Consider the following 21,180-nt stretch of genomic DNA (forward strand, 5'->3'; position numbering starts at 1 on the left):
GGACATCCCGCTGCTTCAGCTTCGTCCCTTATGGCTACGATGAACCGGACCTCCTCCATTCGGAAAGTCTCTCAATTTGTCTCAAGGGCGCTGACGGCGAAGAGACTGAGGGCAATAGTCTATGCGGTTTCGCAGTTGGCACGTGTTTTGAATAAGAAGTCTTACTCAGAACAGCTCAATGGGAGACGAGGTGATCCCTCATAAACGATGTTGCCTAATCTCGACTTCGACGCGCGACGCTTGCTAACCTGCTCGGCTGCCGGGAGCCCGGTTCAAGCGCCGCCATCGCACGATGTTCGCATCGATTGCGTGCCGTGACTCCTTCGCACTTGCAATCCCAAAGCGTTCTTATCGTTTCTTTCGAGCGGGCTGCCGAACGTTGTCGACGCCGAGATAGTCGACGCTTCCTTTAGGAAGGGCAGGATCCAGATGACCACCGGGGACCCTTCGTCCGAAGCGGCCGTCGAAGGCGGCCTTCTGAGGCAGGAGGCAAGCCCGGCACGGGAACCAAAAGCATCCGAAGAAACCTCCGTGGTGCATCCAGTCTGCTCTCGTTCAGAGGTATCGGTCCTGTGCTGTACCTTTGCAACTCTGACGCCCAAAAACGACATCATGACAGCCGAGTCGGACGTTACCTCTGCGAACGCAAGCATTCGGGCGAGCACCGTCTGGACAATTGTGCTCGGCTTTGCCGCCGATCCGTTGATGCGTTGGAGTTGGCCTGACCCAGGGCAATATCTTAGGAGCATGCCTCAATTCATTAACGCCTGTGGCGGAGGAGCATTCGAGCATGGCACAGCGTACGTCACGGGCGAGAGTCGCGCCGCGGCCCTGTGGCTGCCTCCCGACGTGCAGCAAGATGAGGATGCGCTGGACGCAATCATGGCGCTGTCCCTGCGCCCGGAGATCACCGAAGATATGGCACATCTACGGCAGGGAATGGCCGAACATCACCCCCCCGAGCCACATTGGTATCTGCCTCTCATTGCCGTCGACCCGAACTGGGTCGGACAAGGGCTTGGCACATTGCTGATGAAATACGCTCTTCAACGATGTGATGAGCAGGGCATCGCTGCCTACCTCGAAAGTTCGAATCCGGAAAACATTCCCTTTTACCAACGTCACGGCTTCAAGGTCATTGGAGAGATACAGCACGGTTCTTCGCCGCCACTCACGCCAATGTTGCGAACGGCTTATTGAGCCAAATTCGGAGGACCCTTCGCATCCACCTGATGCCGAAGCTTCCCTGCGGACGGCGAATTGGTCTAGCCAGAGTTGCACCACCAATAAAGGCCGATGCCAGCTTTGAGGCACCTCCCCCAACGACGTGACGCTCCGCGCGGTTTCTGCCTCTAAGGCGCTACAGCGCGAGTGAGCTGCAGTCCTCAATGGGCAAGCTGCTTGCTCTATTAAATCATTACCGTCCGGCGAACTGGAAGGATACGGCTTTATTGGCTCATGGCGTCCGATCCGCACCGTCCTGCTCTCCGCGCGCAATCGGGAGTAGGAGCGCTACGAAACCCTACGTTCGTGCGGCTACGGTGGCGCGAGCTGATAGCATCTGGCCTTTGCAAAGACAAAGTCGAGGCGGGGCCGTTCGCAAGCTGCTGATGCCTGCGCGCGGCGAGATCGGCATAAGTGAACGTGGCCTCCATGCAGATGCCACCAGCGCGCATCGCCTCCGGGCAGATCGGCCCGTCCGATCGGTCGGGGTCAGCCGTTTTCGAGCCCGAAGAGAGCGTGGAGCCACTGACAGCTCGAAGTGCGGCAAAGGTGGGCGACAACTTTGTCGGTGTGAACACAGCGCGTTAGCGTCGAGGATACATTTTTGATGAGGCGAGATCGAAGGGGTATGGTCGAGTAGTCATAGCACGGAGGGTGGCCCATCTGGCTCGGCCATATTCGCTTTTGGGCGCAAACGACGAGGTGTTCATACCGTCGCCCTATCCAGTCAGGATTGATTGGCGATGACCTAACATGACCACGTTCGATTGAAGACGGTTTTGTTCGGGGCCAGACAATGAACACGCGAGGCCCTGCCCCGGTCGACGCAAAGCATACGCATCCGTCCTTTGGCACAGTTGGCACGTCTGATGCTGAGAGCTGGTGAGGGTTCAGTTCACTGAGCGTCGATCACTGCCGGCGAGCCGTTGCATCGATGGGCTCCCAACATTTTTCTGATTTAAGGGCCGCACAAAGCGATGGATGGCGTGACACGTACGGCTACCGACGATCGATCCAGCAAGAATCAGTTTGTGGAATGTCTGCCGATCGACGCCATCATGGCGATCGACCGTATTGCAGGATCGGATCCAGAGAGGGTTGCGCTGAGGGTCGGTGCGGGCGAACTCACCTACAAGGAGCTGCGATCAAGATCGGATGCCCTCGCAAGGACGTTACAAGAGCATGGCGCTCAGGGCGCGGTCGTCGGCTATTTGGGTGAGCGAGACCTCGACTGGGCGACGGCGGTCGTCGCAATTTTGAAGGCGGCATCAACGTACCTGCCGCTCGATCCATCGTTACCGGCTTCGCGTACATCATTCATGATCGAGCAGAGCCGCTGCTCTTTGATTATTGGCCCACACCAGCTGGATTTGCTCAGCCTGTTACAGGCGAAAAGCAAAGCCGCCACGCAATTTTTGCCGATAGAGGCCGCGTTACGACATGGCCAGACTTCGTCTGTCGTGCCGTCATCGAACGAGGATGGACTCGCCTACATTCTGTTTACGTCTGGTTCGACGGGCCAGCCTAAGGGCGCAATGATCGAGCGCGCAGCCCTAAACAATCATCTGGCGGAAAAAACTAATGCCCTAGCCCGCACTCGGACGGATTGCATCGCGCAGACGGCATCGCACTGCTTTGACATTTCGTTGTGGCAGCTTCTGGCGGGGCTTTGCGCCGGAGGCTGCATCGCGATTCTTGATGATGCGACACTGAAATCGCCAGCATCCCTTCTCAAAGCAATTCAAGGGTACGGCGCGACGGTTATTCAATTCGTTCCGTCGATGCTTGCAATATTTATTGAATATCTGCAGTCGCTTGCGGTGGCTGAGCGAGCTCTGGAGAGTTTGCGGATTATCTCTACGGTCGGAGAGCCTCTAACACCCGGACTGGCGCGCGCGTGGCTCGCCTTGTATCCCCGGGGTTCCTATTCTCAACCACTACGGGCCGACCGAATGCGCGGACGGCGTTGCACATCATCTGGTTTCGGTACCGCCTGCGCTGGCTGACCTTTATGTGCCAATCGGCAAGCCGATTTCTAATCTTGAGGTTTATGTCGTCGACGGATCGCGGCTGTGCAACACGGGAGAGGTCGGCGAAATCTGTGTTAGCGGCGTTGGCGTCGCTGCTGGTTACGTCAATGACGATGTCCGCACCAATGAAGCCTTTGTGCCAAATCCGTTCTCGAACGACCCGTCGTTCCAGCGTCTATACCGGACAGGTGATCTCGGGCGCGTTCGTTCCGATGGCCTTTTGGAATGTCTCGGTCGAAGGGACCGTCAGGTCAAAATCCGGGGGCACAGAATTGAGCTCGGAGAAATCGAGGCCCGCCTCTCCGCTCATCATTCGGTACGTGGCGCCGTCGCGGTCACCTCCGTCTGCGCAAGCGTAAAGCTAATGGCGAGGGACATAACCGGGGTCGCGGGGGACACCGGATCGAGACGACTCATCGCGTATGTATCAGCTCCGGCTGAACTGGCGGAAGGCGAGCTTCGGAACTTTCTTGCCGAAGCGCTTCCCACCTACATGCTGCCAGAAAGGATCATCCACGTCGACCGCATTCCGCTGACCAGAAACGGAAAGGTCGATTTTGGAGCATTGCCGGACCCGACCAGTGTTCGCCCTCCATTGCCGACGCCATTCGAGGAACCGCAAACAGGACTCGAAGCCCAGCTGCGTCGAATTTGGTCCGCCGTTTTGCGTATTGAGAACATTGGCGTGAATGACCAATTCATAAGCCTCGGCGGAGATTCGCTCCGGGCAATGCACATTTTGGGCCAGTTGCAGACCCAACTCGGAGTGAGAACGGATTTCAGGCTGGTGCTGAATGGAACGATCCGCTCTCTCGCCGCTTCGATCTCGGCCCGATTCGACTCCAAACCGTGCACAACCCCGACCTACGGAAAGCTTGAGCGATCGCCTCTGACGCGAGTTCAGGAGCACCTATGGTTTCTCTCGCAGCTCGATCCGTCTGCCAGGAACTACGTCCTTCAAGGCGGCCTGCGAATAAGGGGAACCATCGATTTGGCCGCGTTCAATCGCGCCTGGACCGATGTCGTTCATTCCCATCAGGCACTTTCGGCCCGCTTTGTCGACGAGGACGGTCCGGTCCAGCTTTTTGATGCTCCGCAATGCGCACGTCTTAAATTGGTTGACGCGTCTCATCTCTCGGCGCAGGAAGGTGAGGAGCTGATCGCAGAGTTACGGCGCACAGAGCTGAACGGAAGCTTTGATCTCAGCCAAGGCCATCTGTTTCGCGCGCGCATGGTCCGTTTTGGCTCTGACAACCATCTCATACTGATCACCGCTCACGAAATTATCATCGACGCCTGGTCGATCTCTGTTCTAATCAGGGACCTTCGACAACGGTACGTAGATGCGGCTGCGTTTTTGCCAGAGGACCGCACATCACTCTCGGGCTACGCTCTCTGGGAGAAGCAGCACGTTACTCCGGAGGCGCTGTCCAACCAACGTAGCTATTGGCGTCGCCAGATTGGTGATGATCCGCCAGTGCTTTCGCTTGGAACGGGCAAAGCTCGGCCACACACAAATTCCTACCGCGGCGCCTCGCATGCGGTACTGCTTGGCAGCCACCTCTCTAATCAGGTACGGGAATTTGCGCGCCGACACAGGTGTACCACGTCGACAACACTCCTCGCATGCTTCAAGCTGCTGCTGAAGATGTATAGCGGTCAGAACGACATTATCGTTGGCACACCGCACGTCGTACGAGATCAACCTGGCAGCACTGAAATTGTTGGCTTCTTCCTCAATATGCTGCCAATCCGCACCGCGATCGATGTCGACCAGTCGTTTGCGGTTCATGCCTTACGAATCCAGGGCTTGGTCAGCGATGCCATCGCAAATTCGGCATATCCGTTCGGTTGGATGGTAAGGGATATCCGGCTACATCGCGAGGCCGGACGCTCACCGATCTTCCAGGTCATGTTTAACATGTATTCCGAGGCAGCGGAGCCACTTGGCCAACATGAGTTGGATCTGACATTCCGCGAATTTGACACGGGCTATGTAAAATTCGATCTGACTTTGTACGCACAAGATCAGAACGACGAAATTGCCCTCCAGTTGGCGTATGCCGAGGACATGTTTTCCAGCGATCTGATTGTCCGGATGGCCGACAATCTGCGCTGTCTGATTGCAGCCTGCGTGGAGAAGCCGCTTGCGCCCATTAAAGACCTGAGCTGCCTCAGCGCGTCAGACGTCACTATGCTGGACTCGCTGGAAGGCTCGGCGCAGCCATATGAGGGTGAATGTTCGCTTGTCGAAGCGTTCAATCAGATCAGCGTCTCCAATTGCAGCCAGGTGGCATATTTTGGTGATTTCGGTGAGATCACATTCGGCCATTTGCGCGAGCGCGTAACAGCTATCAGGTCGTTGCTGCAGGCGTCCGACGTCGGGGCTGGCGATATGGTCGCTATCCTGGTCGATCGGTCGCCTGACGTGGCCGCTGCTTTTCTTGCGGCGCGAGCCTTGCAGTCCATTGTTGTCCCAATATCGCCGGATTATCCGCGTCGTCGGATCGAACATATCCTGCGAGTTACTCAGGCAAAGCTGTTGGTTCACGCAAATGCCGCTGACCTTGGTTTTGACATGCCGTCGATTTGTCTATTGAACGTAGAAGAGTGCGACGCGCCCGCGTATGATTTTGAGCGCAGCGACAAATCATCCGATCAGGGAATTGCAAGCCTTATATACACGTCGTCCTCGACCGGGAAGGCCAAGGGGGTTCTGATACCGGAATCGGCAACTCTCAATCGACTGAACTGGATGTGGCGAAGCTTTCGCTTCAACAGTACCGACGTGATGGTTATCCAGAAGTCAGCATCACTTGTTGCGTCCGCTTGGGAGTACTTTGGGGGGCTTCTAAGAGGTGTGCCCGCACTGATCCTGACCCAAGAGCAGTTGCTGGATCCAGATCTATTATTGTGCTTGTTGGTAAGACATCGCGTGACACACTTATTTGCCTCGCCCCCACTCCTGTCCGGCCTCATTGCTTCCCAGGAACGACAGCCGCGACCGACTGCTTTGCGGTTGGTCACAAGCAGCGCCGAACCGATGCCTGCCTCGCTCCCCGTTCGCTGGCGTACGCATTTCCCGGACGTGCCGTTGTGGAATTTCTATGGCGCTACAGAATGTGCGTCGAATGCCGCAATCTACGAAACATCGAATGCCGACAACGGCTCGTCGCTCATCCCCGTGGGGCGCGCGATCGATAACGTCAAACTCTACGTGCTCGATGCCCAGTTGAAGAGAGCCCCTGTCGGAGCCGCCGGCGAGCTCTGCATCGCGGGACGCTGCGTGAGTGCTGGGTACTGGCGGGATCAAGATCGGACCAGCCGCTGTTTTGTGCCCAATCCGTATGATGACGGACAATACAGCATTCTTTATCGAAGTGGCGATATCGCACGCATCTCAACCGGCGGCCTTCTCGAGATTTGCGGCCGATCGGACAACCAGATCAAGGTGCGGGGCTTTCGCATCGAGCTAGAGGAGGTCGAAGCGGCCCTTGAGTCTCATCCGGCAATCGCAAAGGCCGCGGTCGTCGCGGACGGCATAGAGGATCATCGTCGCTTGACCGCTAGCGTGGTTCCGGCTCGCGACAGCCTGAGCTCTGGAGATATTGTCACCCACCTGCGCCAAACATTACCCTCCTATGTGATTCCCGCCGCCTTCCGTTTGGTTGACAGTATCCCCGTTACAGCGAACGGAAAGATAGATCGTGCTCGCCTGTCGTCCGTTCCTTACCGCGAGGTCGGGCCCGGCCCATCTGCTGAGCCCCGCACGAGGGAGGAGCATATTCTTGCTGCGATCTGGCAGGATCTATTGGGCGCCAAGCGGGTCGGAATCGATCAAAACTTCTTTGATATCGGCGGAAACTCTCTTCTGAGCGTGCGCTGCGTCACGCTGGCGCGCAAAGCCGGGCTGACTCTCACTGTCGACCAACTTTATCGAGCACCGACCATCAGGGAATTAGCGGCAGACGGCGCGGCGGTTACAACCGATACCTTCCCTTCGGGGGGCAGCGCATTGCCAGTCACCCCCGCCATCTCATCTTGGAACCGTCTCGCCGGCTTCGATGAGCATTTCAACATCGGCGATCTGTTCTTCTTGCCCCGCGGACTACTGAATATTCAAACTCTCAAGCATGCCCTTGCCCATGTCATGGATAGGCACGAAGGCCTCAGACTCCGCATTGCCCGGACCGACGATGGTCTACGTCTGACAATTGGACCTTCCGTGGCTGAACGCCTCGTGGAGCAGATCGATCTTGTCGGAATGACCGACCTAGAGCAGCGTAAGGCAATCGAGAGCATCTCAGCCAGACGTCAACATATGTTTCGGTTTGACGGCCAGACGCCTCTTGTTAACATCACGGCGTTCCGCACCTCGGAAAGCGGCGATTACCATCTGCTCTTCCTTTTGCATCATTTTGTAGCGGACGGGATAGGCTATCGACTTTTCCTGGAAGCAATGGATGCGGCGTACAACACCCTTGCCTCGGGCCACGCCGTGATTGGTCCCGAGAACATACAAATGCTCTCCCCATGGTTGAAGCGCCTTGAGCACTACGCGAATAGCGAAGCGCCAGCTGAACTCTCATACTGGGAGGGGATTGACTACCATCAGTTCGATTTACATATCAGCGATACTTCATCGGGGCTGCGAGCTTTTCGGAAGTGACCGCAAGAGAGCTTCACTATGCAGGCCTTGAGGGTCGCTTGAATGAAGCAGCTTGCCGGTCCCTTTGGGAAGATCAGGCCAAGTACTATCTGGAGATTGACAAGGAAGCGACAGCTCGTCTCCTCAATATTGCGGCCAGATCGACGCAGTGTCAGGACTTTGACGTGTTCCTTGCCGCCATATCTGGCGCCATTGGACACGTTTTCGGCAGCTATTCGCTCTGGATTGACAGCCTCACCTCCACCCGAGGTCGGCTGTTTGATGATCTTGATCCATCTCAGATTATCGGCGTTATCAGCGAGATCGTTCCGCTTCCCTTGGCTCTCACGGGAACGGAGCCCCGGCCCGATCGTGCTCGATCAATTTACCGCCAGCGCAATGCCCTGCCGCGCAGCGCAATAGGCTTTCGCGCCATGAAATTCCTGAACCGAGATCCCGCCGTGCGGAGCCGGATCGATCGCCTGCCCTTACCCCGAGTTGGATTGAATTACCGAGTGGGTTTGCAGCGCCATTTTCCACGGCACTTCCTAGCCAAGGACCCTTCTCCACTCTGGATCGGCAAAGACATGGATGAAGCAGGCGTGAACTACCTCTTCTGGTTCAGTGTCGGCTATGAAGCCGGCCAGCTACAGATCGAAACGAGATATAATCCAACCCAAGTGGGTTATGAGGTGACCCGCAATCTTTGCACGGTGTTGCGACAGGAGCTGTTGCAGACGATCCGCGAATTCGGAAATCATCCATGAATGAGCCGCAAATTTGCCATCGAGGGCGATCGCAATGCCAAAGAAGAAGCGGCCCATCGATCTATCGGACCCCAATCTCTCGAGCCTTATCCTGCGGCTCGCCATTCCATCTATTGTTGGCTTATCGATCAACGCGTTACACCAGGTCGTCAACGCGATCTTTGTTGGCGCACTTGGCACGCAGGCGATCGCAGCCGTCAGCATGACCTTTCCGATCGTGGTCCTGCTCACGGCAGTCGGACAAGGGATTGGCGTTGGAACAGCGTCTTTCATATCTCGTCATCTTGGCGCTGGTGAGTACCTTGAGGCGAGTCGTGGCGCCAGTACTGCACTGGCGCTCGCCGCTCCGATCGGCATCATGTTTACCGCCGCTCTGCTTCTAAATCTGCGCGGGATCTTCGTAACGCTGGGGGCCACGCCAACCATCATGCCTCTGGCGCTCGACTACGCGACGACGATTTTGTTCGGGTATACCCTGATGCTTCTGAACATCGTCAACGGCTTCATTGTCCGAGCCGAAGGCAACACACGATTCAGCATGTGGACGATGATGACCGCCTTCATACTGAACGCCGCGCTTGATCCTGTCCTCATATTCCTGTTGGACCTCGGCGTGCGAGGCGCAGCTCTGGCAACGCTGGTATCTCAGATCGCTGCTATTAGCCTCTATATCGCGTATTTTACAAAGCTACGCGGGATGGTCCTCGTCAGGATGTCTCACATCTCGTTGCGAACAGCTCGCATCAGACAGCTCGCGCTCATAGGAGCGCCGGCGACCATGACCAGTATTTTGTCCGCCATTGCCTCTATGCTTTTGTACGGAGCTGCTGCGCCGTTCGGCGACGATTCCATCGCGGCAGTGGGAATAGCTGTGCGATTGCTGGTGATCGGCGCACTGCCTATCACCGGCTTCTGCATAGGTTCTCAAGCTGTCCTGGGGTTCGGTTGGGGCGCACGAGACTTTGCTCGGGTATTGAAGGCTGCGAAGGTCATGCTCTCCGTGGCTTTTGCTCTTTCCGTTGCATATTCTGCGGCCGTTGTGATTTTGGCCCGACCTTTGGTCAGGCTGTTCAGCGATAGCGAGAAGGTCACGGAAATTGCGGTCTCAAGCTGCATCGTCTTCCATCTCTTTTTTTGGCTTTTTGGTATTCAGAGCTTCGTGACGACCATGCTTCAGTCGTTCGGAAGGGCACGTCTCAGTGCGGTTGTGTCCTTGGCGAGACAGAGCTATCTCTTCATACCGGCCGTACTGTTATTCCCGGTCATATGGGGTTTCAACGGGCTGTTGGCCAGTCAAGCATTCGCTGAGCTGGGCGCCGGAATGATCGCGCTGTTTGTCATGTTCAACCAGTTCGCTGAGCTACGACGGCACCCGGCTTCAAGAGCGATCGAGATGACGAGTTGACCTGACAACGGACATCATCGCGGCCAGAGCATTGAGCCCACATGGCCGGCAGGTGTTGCGATGCGAGAAAGTGATGAGCGTAACGTGCACGAGTCATGGAGCTATAGTAGCGGTCTTGAGCGGCGGTGCTTGCGATCGAGCCCTCAGCTGCTGCCGTCGAATGTTGTTGTGCGAACCTGTCCCGGTACTTGGAACGGCGGAGCTGAAATCCTGCCCTCGGAAGAAGGAGCCGTGGCCACGGCCGTCGACAAGAGAAGGCACGAGTTTGCGGTCGGACGTGCCTGTGCAAGAGCAGCGTTGTCCGAGTTAGGCGTTCCTCCTTGCCCGATCCCCAGCGGCCTACATCGTGAACCCCTTTGGCCGCCAGCTGTGGTTGGGAGCATAACGCATTGTCCGAGATTCTGCGCAGCAGCTGTCGCCATCCGCGCGAGCTATCATTCAATTGGAATTGACGCAGTGATCGACGAGGCGCTGCCACCGGGTCTGTTGGCATACATCGCAGTCGACGAAGAGCAATCGTGGCTCACCGGTGCCCCCGGGGACATCCATTGGGATCGGCTGCTCTTCAGCGCCAAGGAGAGCATTTTCAAGGCGTGGTTTCCGCTCACCCGGGCGTGGCTGGGGTTCCAGGACGCTATGGTGACCTTTAGTGCAAATGATCATGCATTCTGGGCTCGCCTTTCTCGTCCCCTACGGCATACTTGCGGCGGCACGCGTGAGCTTCGCGGTCGCTTTATGCTCGCGGACGGGCTGATTTTCACTGCTGCCTTGGTTAAGTCGAGGATCCAGACAACGCCCTGAAATGTGACAATGGTTCTGGAACCTGGCGAGGGTGAACAACACCTCGTATTGGCTCTAAAGAGAGCCGTTGGGGGCAGGAGCGTGGCCGGTCCTTGATGATCGGCTTTTGGGCGGTGACACTCGCACCCATGGCGATGAATATGCGACTTGAGGATAGTTGGAGAGAGCGGAAAAACCGAGACTTGTTGGATCGTCTCACCCGCGAGGTGCAACGCTGGATGCGCGCGAGTGGGGGCGGAGCCGCAAGTCCGAGCATAAATTGTTCGCTCCCCTAACGCCCAGCATAAGCCAAAATCGTCTACTTGATCTTCTAGTTCTTGACAACCGCTGCGGCCGTCGCACATGAACCGCGAAGGTCCGCTCATAGTCCTTCGCGAAATATAGCGCCGGCGCATGATCTCCGTCACTTTGCAAGCGAAGCCGACATCATATAGGAGCACGGCCCAACTGCTCGACTCCGCGTCGAGAACAATCTGGATGAGAGGCGCCTTTCGCAGTCCTGACTTGATGTCCGCCTCCCCCATCGGCTAGATGGACTGGCTTCAACTCGGAGATACTGCATTGGCAATAGGTACTGTGAAGTGGTTTAACGCGACCAAAGGATACGGCTTTATCACACCAGACGATGGAGGCCCGGACATCTTCGTGCACATTAGTGCCGTCGAGAAAGCCGGTTACAATGCCCTCGCGGAGGGCGCCCGAATTAGCTATGAGCCCAAGACCAGCCGCTCCGGGAAACCCTCCGCCGAAAATCTCCGAGTTGGATAGGCTCCTCGGTAACGACTAGAAATGAAGAGCCCCGCCCCGGGAGAAAGGGGCGGGGCTGCTCCCCTGTGCAGACGGGAATCACGCTGCCGAGAAACACCTCACTACTCGTGCAACCCGCAACGCTCGTTTTTCGCCGGGTCACAATTCTCGCTGTGACATCGGGGTGCTCTAATTTTCGACCTTTGGTGGTCTTGCATTGTTGCGGACATTGCCCAAGGCGAATTCAGAAAGCTGCGCAGCCAGCTGGTCTTCTTGGACCCTGCAAGCTGGCAAGCATCGAAACAAGCACCTGGATTGTCAGGCTCGGCAGTTCAAGATAATTCTCTTCGTCTCGGTGATTCCTGCCTGCAGCGCTCCAGATTGCGCTGTACGCGCGTCATTCCCGATGGTTCATGGCACTACTCGAAGTCATGGTGCAGAACCCTTCTCCGAGTTCGGCAAACGCCTTTTCGACCACGAATTGCGCGGGCTCCCGTCATTGCCTTCAACAAAGCCCTTCGCGTTCAGCAGTTCGCGGGCATCGCGCACCAGCGCAGGGCTTTCGCAAATCATGACACGGACATGCTGCGGATCGAGCACCGGCAGCTCGATCTCTGTACACAGCTTGCCTGACGCAATCAGATCGGTGATCCGAGGCCGAATTCATTCTTGGCAGCCCCAAAAATATCCTCCACAGCCCAGCGATGACCTCCACCGCCACCAGCTTGGCCATCGGCGTGCCCTTGGGACACCAAGCGGAGAAGAAGCATATCACCAGCGGCGATGTTGCGGCGGATCAAAAGCCTCGTGTCCGTTCCCCGGGAACGGTTTCGGCCTCGAGATCGGCCAGTTCGACGTAGGCCCAGTCGTGTAAACGCGGCCCTTTGGCTCCTTCGCCGGACGACAGGCGTCGCCACGCGGTCCCGGGAAGGCTGTGCGCATTCGTGGCGGCGGTGTCGCTGACAAACTGAGGCTAGCCCCAGGAATGGCGCACGCGATTTGCAGCGACGCCCAGGATAGCCCTTGCCCGCATTGCGAAACAACGCTTCGATCATTCCCGTGCCATACACGGTGTCGGTCGCGACGAAGGAGAATGGCACCTTCGCGGCGATCGCGCGCGTAATCATCCGACGAGCGATCTGAGGTTTGGTCGCAAATACCACATTGTTCGGCACATGCGCCGCCTTCAGCCGGCGGCGATCATGCGTCCATTCCTTTGGTAAATAGAGTGCTCGGTCGATGAAGGCATGACCGTGCCGCGACACATGGGAAGCGAACACCCCGATCTGCCAGTTCGTGATCTTACCCGCCGAGCCCGTGTACTGGCGCGCAACTCCGCAATAGACGGCCTGGACCATGTCTAACAGGAAAACTCCCGCCAGCCCTTTGCACGCACCGCACAGGCGGGACATTCACCGCAGCCAAACCCCCAGTCGTGCCGGGCACCGCGTTCGCCGAGATAACAGGTGTGTGAGTGCTCACGGATCAGGTCGACCAGTTCCGCTCCGCCGAGCTCGGAGCCAAGCCGCCAAATCGCCGCCTTGTCCAGCCACATCAGCGGCGTGTGTAGATGAAAGTCCCTCAACATGCCATGGTTGAGCGCATTGTTCAGCGCGCGGATGGTCACGTCCCGGCAATCGGGGGCGCAGGAATGATCTTTCTCGCACATGCCGCCAACGATATGAGAAATCCGGCGCGGGTAGGCGAGCGCCGCGGCAAAGGTCAAAAAGATCAGATTGCGGCCTGGCACGAACGTGTTGGGCATCCCGTCCGCGCCTATCTCGATCGTCATCTCGCGGGTCAGTGCGGTCTTTGATATCGCAGACAGTGTGGGGATCTCAAGCGTATGCTTGTCGCCGAGCTTGCTCGCCCAGTCTACGCGCAGCTTCTTCAATCCGTTCGGCAACTGATCGCAGCAGGTCAGCTCGATCGCATGGCGTTGGCCATAGGCAAAGCCGACGGTCTCAACCCGGGCAAAGCGCGACAGCGCCCAAGCGAGGCAGGTGGCGGAATCCTGTCCGCCAGAAAACAGAACCAGCGCGGCTTCGGATGTGAAATCGGTCATTGAGAGGATTCGCTTACAATGTGAAGAGTTGAGATCAGGCGCGCTTGGCAATGGCGAACAACGGCAAGAAGCCTGCGATAAATGCCGCTTTCCCTTCATTGAGTTCCGACTTAGAGGACGTAATTCATGATCGCCTCTAAGATGAAGCCGCAGAACGCTTGAACGTGCACGGGTTTCTACCGCACGCCGAGAAACTTATGCGTCTGAATGCTGACACGCCAGTCGCGCGCGGTCGCCTCCTGAATGCACAGCTTCGTCGCCTTCCGGCTTTGGCTCAAGGGCTGCAGCCATATCATCGGCATGAATTCGCGCGGGATGTTGAGGGCCAGGAGCTTCTCGATATCAGCAGGCTTGCCCACGCAATGTTTGATCTCGTTGCCACGCCGCAGCGCTTCATCCAAAACAACGAGCCCGCCGGGCATGCCAATTTTCGGGCTGATGGTCACCCACGTGCAGGGGTGCACCTGAATGGCATGGGTGCCCGATGTCTCCACCTGCACCGAGAAGCCAGACTTGATAAGTAGCGTCGTCAATGGCTGAAGGTCGTACGCTGCGGGCTCGCCGCCCGTGATCACGACATGCCGAGCCCTAAACCCCTGCACGGCGAGCAGTATTTCCCTCGGCGACATCATAGCCCAAGTGTTGATGTCCTCGACCTTGGCCGTGATCTCGGCTATCGACACTTGGTTTGCTGGATCTGCGACCCATGTGTGCTTGCTGTCGCACCAGGGGCAACGAACTGGGCAGGCCTGTAGCCGCAGGAACACGGACGGCGTGCCGCTCTTGCAGGCTTCGCCTTGGATAGTTTCAAAGATCTCGTTGACCGGCAGCACGGCTCGTTCCCCGATAGATCGCGCTGTTCGCACCGTGCTCTTTGACTTCGACAGATGCAAGCCGGCAACGCGGAGAAAGTCGCTCTGTCAGCAGCCACTTGCTCGCGATGCCGTAGACGTGCTCGGCAAACTTTTCGCAGCCGACAGCGGGTAGCACAACGATATCCGCGACGCCGCGTCGCGCCGCCTCGTGGAACCATTCAAGCTCCGGATCGTCCGCAGCTACGACGGTCTTATGGTCAAACGTGTCTTCGAGGATCGCTTTCAGCTCTTTGAGGCCGCCAAAATCCACGACCCAATTCTTGTCGTCTAGGGTGTCGGCCTCGAACTCGAAGCGAAATGATAACGAGTAACCGTGCAGCAGACGACAGTGTGACAGCGCGCGCCACTGGCGAAATGTAGCGGATAGTCCGATTTCATGACCGTATGTCTTCGTCGATAGGTACGTCACGGTTGATCCTTGATCAGTGTCATAAATTCGCTGCGCAATGTCCTGTCGTCGCGGAAAGCACCGCGCATGATGCTGGTTATCATGATGGTGTCATCCTCGCGGACACCACGCCAGATCATGCATGGTGCTGCGCCCTAACGATGACGGCCAATCCCTTCGGCAGGATACGTCGTTCCAGTTCGTCCGCCAGCATAACTGCGGCCTCCTCCTGGATGTGCGGGCGCGACATGATCCAGTTGGCAAGGCGCGCAAACTTGCTGATACCGATCACTTTTTCGCCGGGCACCACGCCGACCCACATGCGGCCAGTCATGGGTACGAGGTGATGCGAGCACGTCGAGCGCACGGCAATGGGACCCAACGTGTAGAGTTCATTCAGGCCGCTCGCGTTCGGGAAGTCCGTAACCTCCGGCGCGGGCTCAAAGCGCCCGGCAAAAACCTCGCGCACGTACATCCTGGCAATGCGCTTCGCGGTCGCTTTGGTGTTGTGGTCGCGGCTGGTGTCGATAACCAGGGCTTCCAGCACACCCTGCACGTGCCGCTCGACCTCGGCTTGGATCACCTCAATGTCACCAGGCAGCAGGTATTCTGCGATATTGGCGTTTGCCGCAAACGACGCGCCGGCGTCGCGCAGACGTTCACGAATTGCTTGCGTTGAGCTCATCAGAAATCCTGTGCCGGGAGCTTCGCTTTTAGTTTGCGTGAACGACATGGTCTGCGATCGTCGTGAAGAACAATGGAGGGACCCGCGATGGACAAAGCTTCAATTGGGGAAGTGCCTTACCGGGCAGTGTTTAGTTCAATTTGCATAGGATCGAGAACTTTCATCTTTCCTGCGTCGTTGACCGAGAGACCAGGATTGCCAAACGGTCCTTTTTAGTCTCTCTGCAATCAGCATGCCGCAAAAGCATCTGTGCGAGACTTGCTTGAGGAAGAGAAAATCAATGCACTGTGCCGCGCCCGCCGATCATTTGCGGCCTTCGTGTTGGGATTCAGACATACACGCCGACAAGCGGACACGATTGAGGCGCCAGCAAAAGCAGCAAAATCTTACCCGCCCCGAAGCCATCAGACGGTTAATAGCCCTGTGATTGGCGCGAAGAACCGATGAACGGGACGCCCAAACGCATCAGGGTAGAGGATGTCGCCCGAATTGGCGAGAACAAGAGAACTATACAGGCAGCTCGGGGCGAAATTCCTGACCCGGGAAAGCCATTCAAGGCTTGGACATTTGACGAGGTCAAATTGCGCACGTGGATCGCCAGCAAGGAACGCGCTCATCGCCTGACCAAGCCAAGCGACGTAGTCTCCCAGGTTCGGGCACCAGTGAACCAGACGCCTCGCTCAGAGATTTTTGCCTGTCGAGCGATTCCACCCAATGATCGGCCTAGGTGAATTCACTTACAAAAAGGGACGTGAAATCTACGGCGAGAAGGAAGCCGCCAAGTATGTCCGTCAGGTCGAGCGCGGCGCGGTGCGGAGCTATAAATTGCGACGGTCGACGCCCGATCGGCGCATTTCATTTGGACGGCGACATCTTTGCACGCGAGAACGGTGAGACACATCGATTTACCGCAGAAGCGGTGGTCAAAACCACTGTTCGCGTGATGAGACGGGCAAGCCTTGAAGTGGCCGCCGACATTGATATCGTTGTCTGGCGTAACCTGCTCGGTCTGACAACCGACAACCTGCAGCACGCCAAAAACCATATGCTGTTGCTGGGACGCAAAAGCCTCACTTGAGAGGCTGCCGCGTTCTTGTTTAGATGGATGGGCGGCTATCCGCCGCCGGCGTAATTTCGCTACCGATGTCCCGCCGCGATATCGCCGACTACCTTGGCTTGACGCTCGAGACAGCGTGCGGTGTCGCAACTGGACAGGGCGGGCATCCTTCATTTTATGGGCAATTCCTAACGCGCGATCGTGATCCTCGATCGACAGTCCCTTGCGCTTTTCGACCTGGAGGCACGATCAATGAATAGGCATAAGGGGGCAGAACCGATTTTGGCGAGAGCAGATCACGCGGGTACCAGATGCGATCGGCGCAAAAGCTCTCTCTAATCAGAGAGCGGGCAATGTTTGCGCGCCCGAGGTGGGCGGCTCCCAAGCTGCTCGATTCGTCTGTAACGCTCGGATAGCTATCGGCAAGCTCGAGGGACTTTTTGGCCTTCGCGCATGATACGCGCTGGAGCCAAACACTTCGCGCGCATGCTCGTAGTCCGACCTGATCAGATGACTGCGCAATGAAAAGTCATACTAATCGCTGCGTCAAACCTAAGTATGATTTTAGAAATTCGTCATCAAGCCTACTTGTCGTCCAGGATGCTGATGCAAGCTCTTTCCAGCGTCAGGAGGGCGCATATTGTCTACGCCTATGATTTCCGTCGTCGATGACGACACGTCGGTCCGCTTTGCGATAGAGAACCTTTTAAGATCGCGCGACTACATCGTCCATACATTTGCATCGGCTGAGAAGTTCCTGCACTCACCCCAGTTGAGCGAGACATCCTGTGTGATTGCGGATGTGCAGATGGCGATGATGAGCGGCTTGGACTTACTGAGAGAGATGCGGGCTCAGCGATACGACGCGCCATTCATTTTTATGACTGCCTGCGGTAGTGACCGCATTCGCACCTCTGAGCTGAATCGGGGAGCAGTTGGGCTACTGGCAAAACCCTTCGCCGGCCATACGTTGTTCAAGCACCTCGATGCAGCACTGGAGCAACACCGCGATGACGCCGATGCCTTAGACAACGAGCCATCCGCTCAACTTTAGCTCTACGCTGATCGCCCGATGCAAGGTCATGCGGTTTCGCATTGCGGACCGACGAGGCTCATCTGAAATGGGTAAGGCAGTGCGCAATGAGAAGATCGTCGAAAGGATGGAATAGAAGAGCTCATCCCCGGTGTATGCTCTCGATCATCGCGAAGAGATAGCTATCTGGCCTCAACCGCAGATGGGGCTGAGGCCGGCGTGTTGTCCAGAAACGCAGTTGAGATGGCGGTTGAGCTTGCGCTTCTGGCTTTGCCGTTTCAACCTTCGCGCTACAAGTCTCAGCCGGAAATCCAACGGGGCCTCGGCTTTCTTTCGTGCCTATGCAGCCGCGCAGGCTGGCTTTCGAACGCTTCCATTCGGCGTTGACCGTTGCGGCGTGTAGGTAGTGAGACTCGTCAGCTCTACGCAAGTTTAGAGCATGATGTATTTACACGGAAACATAGCCTGAGTTTTTGAAGTAGTTGGTGCACTCCGCCTCGGAGAAGAGATCGAGGAGTTCACCAACCTTCCGCCAGGTTGCCTCGACGTCACGGGGTTCTGCGGATCGCATGAGGTGTTTGAGTTTGGCGAAGACCTGCTCGATCGGGTTGAGGTCAGGGCTGTAGGGCGGCAAGAAGATAAGGTGGGCTCCTCTGGCGCGGATAGCTTGGCGAGCCGCTTTGCCCTTGTGGCTGCCAAGATTGTCGAGAACGACGATCTCGCCCGGTGCGAGGGTGGGTGCCAACACCTTCTCGACGTACAGCGTGAAGAGTTCACCATTGATGGGACCATCAATCACCCAAGGCGCACTGATCCGATCATGACGCAGCGCCGCGATGAAGGTCATGGTCTTCCAATGGCCGAAAGGTGCAGAGGCTTGGAGGCGCTGCCCACAAGGCCCCCAGCCGCGTAGCGGCGCCATATTGGTCTTGATCCACGTCTCGTCGATAAAAACCAGCCGCGTGACGTCAATCCTGCCTTGATGCGCTTTCCATCGGGTCCGCTTACGGGCGACGTCTGGGCGATCCTGCTCGGCTGGTAGAAGCGTTTTTTTTGAAGCTGAGCCCCTCGGCGTGAACAAAAGTCCACACCGCCCGCACGTCTGTCTTGATCCCCCGTGCGGCCAGCTCCTGCGTCAGCTTGCGCAAGGTGAATGGCCCCGAGCGAATGCGTTTGCGCAGCCAGTCGGCGTTGGCATCCGACAGAACCCGCTTCTTGTGGCCGCCGATCTGGCCGGGCGCCAGGCCTCCGGTATCACGCCTTAGGTTCTTCCACTTCGTCACGCACGAGGGGCTGATCTGTAGCGCCTTCGCGATCGAACGAACCGTCTCGCCCGCGTCAGCGCGAGCCAAGGCACGTTCACGGATGTCTTCCGAATAGGGGCGCGTCATCCATGCTGGCCTCCGCACTCCAGCATGGAGCTTGAATCAGAAATCGCCCGCTCTGGGAACCCCGATTCCAGTCAAAAACATCATGCTCTAGCGATCGGACGTGGAGCGTATCGCACGCTTTGCCCCAACGAGCACCCGGTACTCTGGACGTTGCGCAAGCTGCACAAGGGGCCATACGGCGGCCACGCCAACACTGCTGCATAGATGGATCGCCCGATCATTGCCAACGCAGACGGCGACATGGGCACCCGAAGCGACGCTAGTCCTAACGGGGAAAGCAGATTGCCGCTACGTGACAATCAATCGGCCGTCGGCTCTGATCATCCGCTGACCCCTGCTCGTCATCCGAAAGCTGACCTCGCAGGTGGAGGAACGATCCCCATTTGATAACGCTAACGTTGGGATAAATTGCATTCAGCCTCGATATTTGTGACTCGAAAGATTGAATGCTCGGGAATGTAGATGCTACATAAGCTGAAGCAAGGATAGCTCCGAATGGCAGAACCGGTACGGCCGTGCCGCCACAGGTCACAAGCGATCCTCTGGCCCGCACAAAGCTGCTGGCTGAGAAGCTGGCAACGACGCTTATTGACGAGGATGTTTCAGACGCAACATTGGCCATTGCGTTTCTCACGGGCGGCGTCATCAATCATTACGCCCGCGATGCCGTCGAGGCCCATGAGCTGTTGGACAAAATCCGGCAGCTTGAAGACCGGCTGCTTGCAAGAACGATGAAGGCTGCTCCGCGTACGCTGCAATAATGCTTGCTCGATGTGCGGATCAATTCGCGAGGAGGCAAAAGGCGCGCCCTTTCCTACGCGTCGACGAGGCCACATGCTCTTGGTGTCTTATGAACGACGATTTCTATCGGGCGCGAGCGTCCCTGGTCCGCGACATTGCTGAGCGAGCTGATCCGTTCACGAAGCAACGTCTCTTGAAGCTTGCCGATCAGTATGAAGTTCGGGCAGGTAACCCATCATGCGCTTCACGCTCCATAGCGCAACCTATTCCGCTTCCGTCGCCGCACAGTCGTAGTAAGGCGTGAGCGGTATTCCACGACTGACGGGCAGCACATCAAGACGTGCGTCCGACACAATCGCAGTCATACCAAAGTTACTTCCGACGATCGCACCAGGCATGTTGGCCATGCACAAATTGCAACAATCCAGAGACCGCCGGCCTGGTCATACCGTTACTGCGTCTTTGGCAGCCTTGAGAGGTGATGCCCTAACTGATTTGCTGGCCGGCTTCGCCGCGAATTCCATCGGCTCCTTCGTAAAGGGATTAACTCCGGTGCGAGCTTCAGTAGCGGGCTTGTTCACGACCGACATTTTGACGAACCCTGGAATGACGAACTCACCTGACTTATTCAGCTCATTATAGCCTACAGCCGCCATCTGCTCGATGACGGCCTTTACGTCAGCCTTGGAAATGTTCGCTCCTTCAGCAATCGCGTAAATAAGCTGATTCTTCGTCATCTTAGCCATGATGCATTCCTTTGAGAGGCGCAGAAGCTTCAAATGGTGAGCTATGCCGACTCGGTTACCTTTGTTTGAGCAGCGCATACCCGCAAAGATCGGTTTCCGTTGGCGTCGAGTTCAGTGAACTTACAGGCTTACTACCTAAGGATGAGTTCGAGTGAGTTTCCGCCATCCCGATCGCTTCTTAACATCAGGGCGGATTCCACCAATAGCTTTTTCTGCGTCAACTGATCGACACTGGGCGGGCGGCCTTTAGCCGCATCAATCTAACGGTCGACAATTCGTGCACCGCGTGACCATTGAGTCATCGGCGCGCATACGCGACCCGATAGGCCTTATCGTTAACGGTTGCGCTCGCCGGCTTGGCGGCGGCTCAAGCAAGCCATAGACCGCCATAACGAACGGAGCCAGGTCCCACGAGAGGGAATGATCGTCGACGGCCGATTTTGCTGCAAACCCACCTTGGCGCATCCAGCCCGCCAACGTGACAGAGGCGCAAAACTCTAGGTCTGGGTGGTCCAAACTTCGGTCTCGCTCCAAGAGGCGCAAAACTCTAATTCTGGGTGGTCCAAAGTTCGGCCTC

The 21,180-nt window shown here is 57.1% G+C and carries 18 protein-coding genes and 1 pseudogene; 11 read left to right on the forward strand and 8 right to left on the reverse strand.

Annotated elements, in window-relative coordinates:
* Positions 1 to 612 precede the first annotated feature (612 nt).
* The 7 genes from ACNJX9_RS36050 (at position 613) to ACNJX9_RS36080 (ending at position 11,643) form a co-directional block, all read left to right on the forward strand.
* Positions 613 to 1,200 carry a GNAT family N-acetyltransferase gene (locus ACNJX9_RS36050; RefSeq protein WP_439410198.1) on the forward strand — a complete coding sequence of 196 codons (588 nt, stop codon included), beginning with the start codon at positions 613 to 615 and terminating at the stop codon, positions 1,198 to 1,200.
* Between the two features lie 1,001 nt (positions 1,201 to 2,201).
* Positions 2,202 to 3,230 carry an AMP-binding protein gene (locus ACNJX9_RS36055; RefSeq protein WP_439406860.1) on the forward strand — a complete coding sequence of 343 codons (1,029 nt, stop codon included), beginning with the start codon at positions 2,202 to 2,204 and terminating at the stop codon, positions 3,228 to 3,230.
* Positions 3,151 to 7,923, forward strand: coding sequence for an amino acid adenylation domain-containing protein (locus ACNJX9_RS36060; protein ID WP_439410199.1), 4,773 nt, complete (start codon positions 3,151 to 3,153; stop codon positions 7,921 to 7,923). The genes ACNJX9_RS36055 and ACNJX9_RS36060 overlap by 80 nt, the downstream gene beginning before the upstream one ends.
* A 38-nt stretch (positions 7,924 to 7,961) precedes the next feature.
* Positions 7,962 to 8,669 carry a hypothetical protein gene (locus ACNJX9_RS36065; RefSeq protein WP_439406862.1) on the forward strand — a complete coding sequence of 236 codons (708 nt, stop codon included), beginning with the start codon at positions 7,962 to 7,964 and terminating at the stop codon, positions 8,667 to 8,669.
* A gap of 34 nt (positions 8,670 to 8,703) precedes the next feature.
* Complete coding sequence (locus ACNJX9_RS36070) at positions 8,704 to 10,074, forward strand: MATE family efflux transporter (protein WP_439406864.1); 1,371 nt, start codon at positions 8,704 to 8,706, stop codon at positions 10,072 to 10,074.
* A gap of 60 nt (positions 10,075 to 10,134) precedes the next feature.
* Positions 10,135 to 10,875, forward strand: a complete 741-nt coding sequence (locus ACNJX9_RS36075) for a 4'-phosphopantetheinyl transferase family protein (RefSeq protein ID WP_439406866.1) — start codon at positions 10,135 to 10,137, stop codon at positions 10,873 to 10,875.
* A 561-nt stretch (positions 10,876 to 11,436) separates the two neighbouring features.
* The gene (locus ACNJX9_RS36080) at positions 11,437 to 11,643 is read left to right on the forward strand and encodes a cold-shock protein (RefSeq protein WP_083514595.1); all 207 of its coding nucleotides are present in this window, start codon (positions 11,437 to 11,439) and stop codon (positions 11,641 to 11,643) included.
* 408 nt (positions 11,644 to 12,051) lie between these two features.
* Here the strand turns inward: ACNJX9_RS36080 and ACNJX9_RS36085 are convergent, their stop codons facing one another.
* The 6 genes and pseudogenes from ACNJX9_RS36085 to folE all read right to left on the reverse strand — a co-directional run bounded on the left by ACNJX9_RS36085 (position 12,052) and on the right by folE (position 15,683).
* Entirely contained in the window at positions 12,052 to 12,222 is a 171-nt protein-coding gene (locus tag ACNJX9_RS36085) for a hypothetical protein (protein ID WP_439406867.1), read from the reverse strand.
* A gap of 38 nt (positions 12,223 to 12,260) precedes the next feature.
* Positions 12,261 to 12,980, reverse strand: coding sequence for a transposase (locus ACNJX9_RS36090; RefSeq protein ID WP_439406868.1), 720 nt, complete (start codon positions 12,978 to 12,980; stop codon positions 12,261 to 12,263).
* Between the two features lie 2 nt (positions 12,981 to 12,982).
* Positions 12,983 to 13,687, reverse strand: a complete 705-nt coding sequence (gene queC, locus ACNJX9_RS36095; RefSeq protein WP_439406869.1) for a 7-cyano-7-deazaguanine synthase QueC — start codon at positions 13,685 to 13,687, stop codon at positions 12,983 to 12,985.
* Between the two features lie 176 nt (positions 13,688 to 13,863).
* Positions 13,864 to 14,520, reverse strand: coding sequence for a 7-carboxy-7-deazaguanine synthase QueE (queE, locus tag ACNJX9_RS36100; protein WP_439406871.1), 657 nt, complete (start codon positions 14,518 to 14,520; stop codon positions 13,864 to 13,866).
* Positions 14,495 to 14,971, reverse strand: coding sequence for a 6-pyruvoyl trahydropterin synthase family protein (locus ACNJX9_RS36105; protein WP_057754526.1), 477 nt, complete (start codon positions 14,969 to 14,971; stop codon positions 14,495 to 14,497). The genes queE and ACNJX9_RS36105 overlap by 26 nt, the downstream gene beginning before the upstream one ends.
* Positions 14,968 to 15,683 (reverse strand): annotated as a pseudogene (gene folE / locus ACNJX9_RS36110) (GTP cyclohydrolase I). The gene ACNJX9_RS36105 and the pseudogene folE overlap by 4 nt, the downstream one beginning before the upstream one ends.
* Before the next feature lie 811 nt (positions 15,684 to 16,494).
* Here folE and ACNJX9_RS36115 point away from each other — a divergent pair.
* From ACNJX9_RS36115 to ACNJX9_RS36125, 3 genes are all read left to right on the forward strand, one after another.
* Positions 16,495 to 16,713, forward strand: a complete 219-nt coding sequence (locus tag ACNJX9_RS36115; RefSeq protein WP_439406872.1) for a hypothetical protein — start codon at positions 16,495 to 16,497, stop codon at positions 16,711 to 16,713.
* Between the two features lie 65 nt (positions 16,714 to 16,778).
* Entirely contained in the window at positions 16,779 to 16,952 is a 174-nt protein-coding gene (locus ACNJX9_RS36120) for a hypothetical protein (protein ID WP_439406873.1), read from the forward strand.
* A 392-nt stretch (positions 16,953 to 17,344) separates the two neighbouring features.
* The gene (locus ACNJX9_RS36125; RefSeq protein ID WP_057754518.1) at positions 17,345 to 17,746 is read left to right on the forward strand and encodes a response regulator transcription factor; all 402 of its coding nucleotides are present in this window, start codon (positions 17,345 to 17,347) and stop codon (positions 17,744 to 17,746) included.
* Between the two features lie 427 nt (positions 17,747 to 18,173).
* On the opposite strand, the gene ACNJX9_RS36130 is transcribed toward ACNJX9_RS36125, so the two are convergent.
* Positions 18,174 to 19,116, reverse strand: a protein-coding gene (locus ACNJX9_RS36130) for an IS630 family transposase (RefSeq protein WP_439404163.1) whose coding sequence is annotated in 2 segments (ribosomal slippage) — positions 18,174 to 18,779 and positions 18,781 to 19,116 — 942 coding nt in all. Because the reading frame shifts where the segments join, the coding sequence is not laid out codon by codon here.
* A 515-nt stretch (positions 19,117 to 19,631) separates the two neighbouring features.
* On the opposite strand from ACNJX9_RS36130, the gene ACNJX9_RS36135 reads away from it, so the two are divergent.
* A complete protein-coding gene (locus ACNJX9_RS36135) occupies positions 19,632 to 19,877 on the forward strand; it encodes a hypothetical protein (protein WP_439406875.1) in 246 nt (81 codons plus the stop codon).
* Between the two features lie 423 nt (positions 19,878 to 20,300).
* On the opposite strand, the gene ACNJX9_RS36140 is transcribed toward ACNJX9_RS36135, so the two are convergent.
* Complete coding sequence (locus tag ACNJX9_RS36140) at positions 20,301 to 20,603, reverse strand: HU family DNA-binding protein (protein WP_439406876.1); 303 nt, start codon at positions 20,601 to 20,603, stop codon at positions 20,301 to 20,303.
* Positions 20,604 to 21,180: the final 577 nt, after the last annotated feature.

It is taken from the genome of Bradyrhizobium sp. BLXBL-03, assembly GCF_051853015.1.
GTDB lineage: Bacteria > Pseudomonadota > Alphaproteobacteria > Rhizobiales > Xanthobacteraceae > Bradyrhizobium > Bradyrhizobium manausense.

Bases quoted from the DNA above. Each gene is read 5' to 3' on its own strand.
- ACNJX9_RS36050 (WP_439410198.1), top strand. From the start codon at position 613: ATGACAGCCGAGTCGGACGTTACCTCTGCGAACGCAAGCATTCGGGCG.
- ACNJX9_RS36055 (WP_439406860.1), top strand. From the start codon at position 2,202: ATGGATGGCGTGACACGTACGGCTACCGACGATCGATCCAGCAAGAAT.
- ACNJX9_RS36070 (WP_439406864.1), top strand. From the start codon at position 8,704: ATGCCAAAGAAGAAGCGGCCCATCGATCTATCGGACCCCAATCTCTCG.
- ACNJX9_RS36075 (WP_439406866.1), top strand. From the start codon at position 10,135: ATGCGAGAAAGTGATGAGCGTAACGTGCACGAGTCATGGAGCTATAGT.
- ACNJX9_RS36090 (WP_439406868.1), bottom strand. From the start codon at position 12,980: ATGGTCCAGGCCGTCTATTGCGGAGTTGCGCGCCAGTACACGGGCTCG.
- queC (WP_439406869.1), bottom strand. From the start codon at position 13,687: ATGACCGATTTCACATCCGAAGCCGCGCTGGTTCTGTTTTCTGGCGGA.
- ACNJX9_RS36120 (WP_439406873.1), top strand. From the start codon at position 16,779: ATGTCCCGCCGCGATATCGCCGACTACCTTGGCTTGACGCTCGAGACA.
- ACNJX9_RS36125 (WP_057754518.1), top strand. From the start codon at position 17,345: ATGATTTCCGTCGTCGATGACGACACGTCGGTCCGCTTTGCGATAGAG.
- ACNJX9_RS36140 (WP_439406876.1), bottom strand. From the start codon at position 20,603: ATGGCTAAGATGACGAAGAATCAGCTTATTTACGCGATTGCTGAAGGA.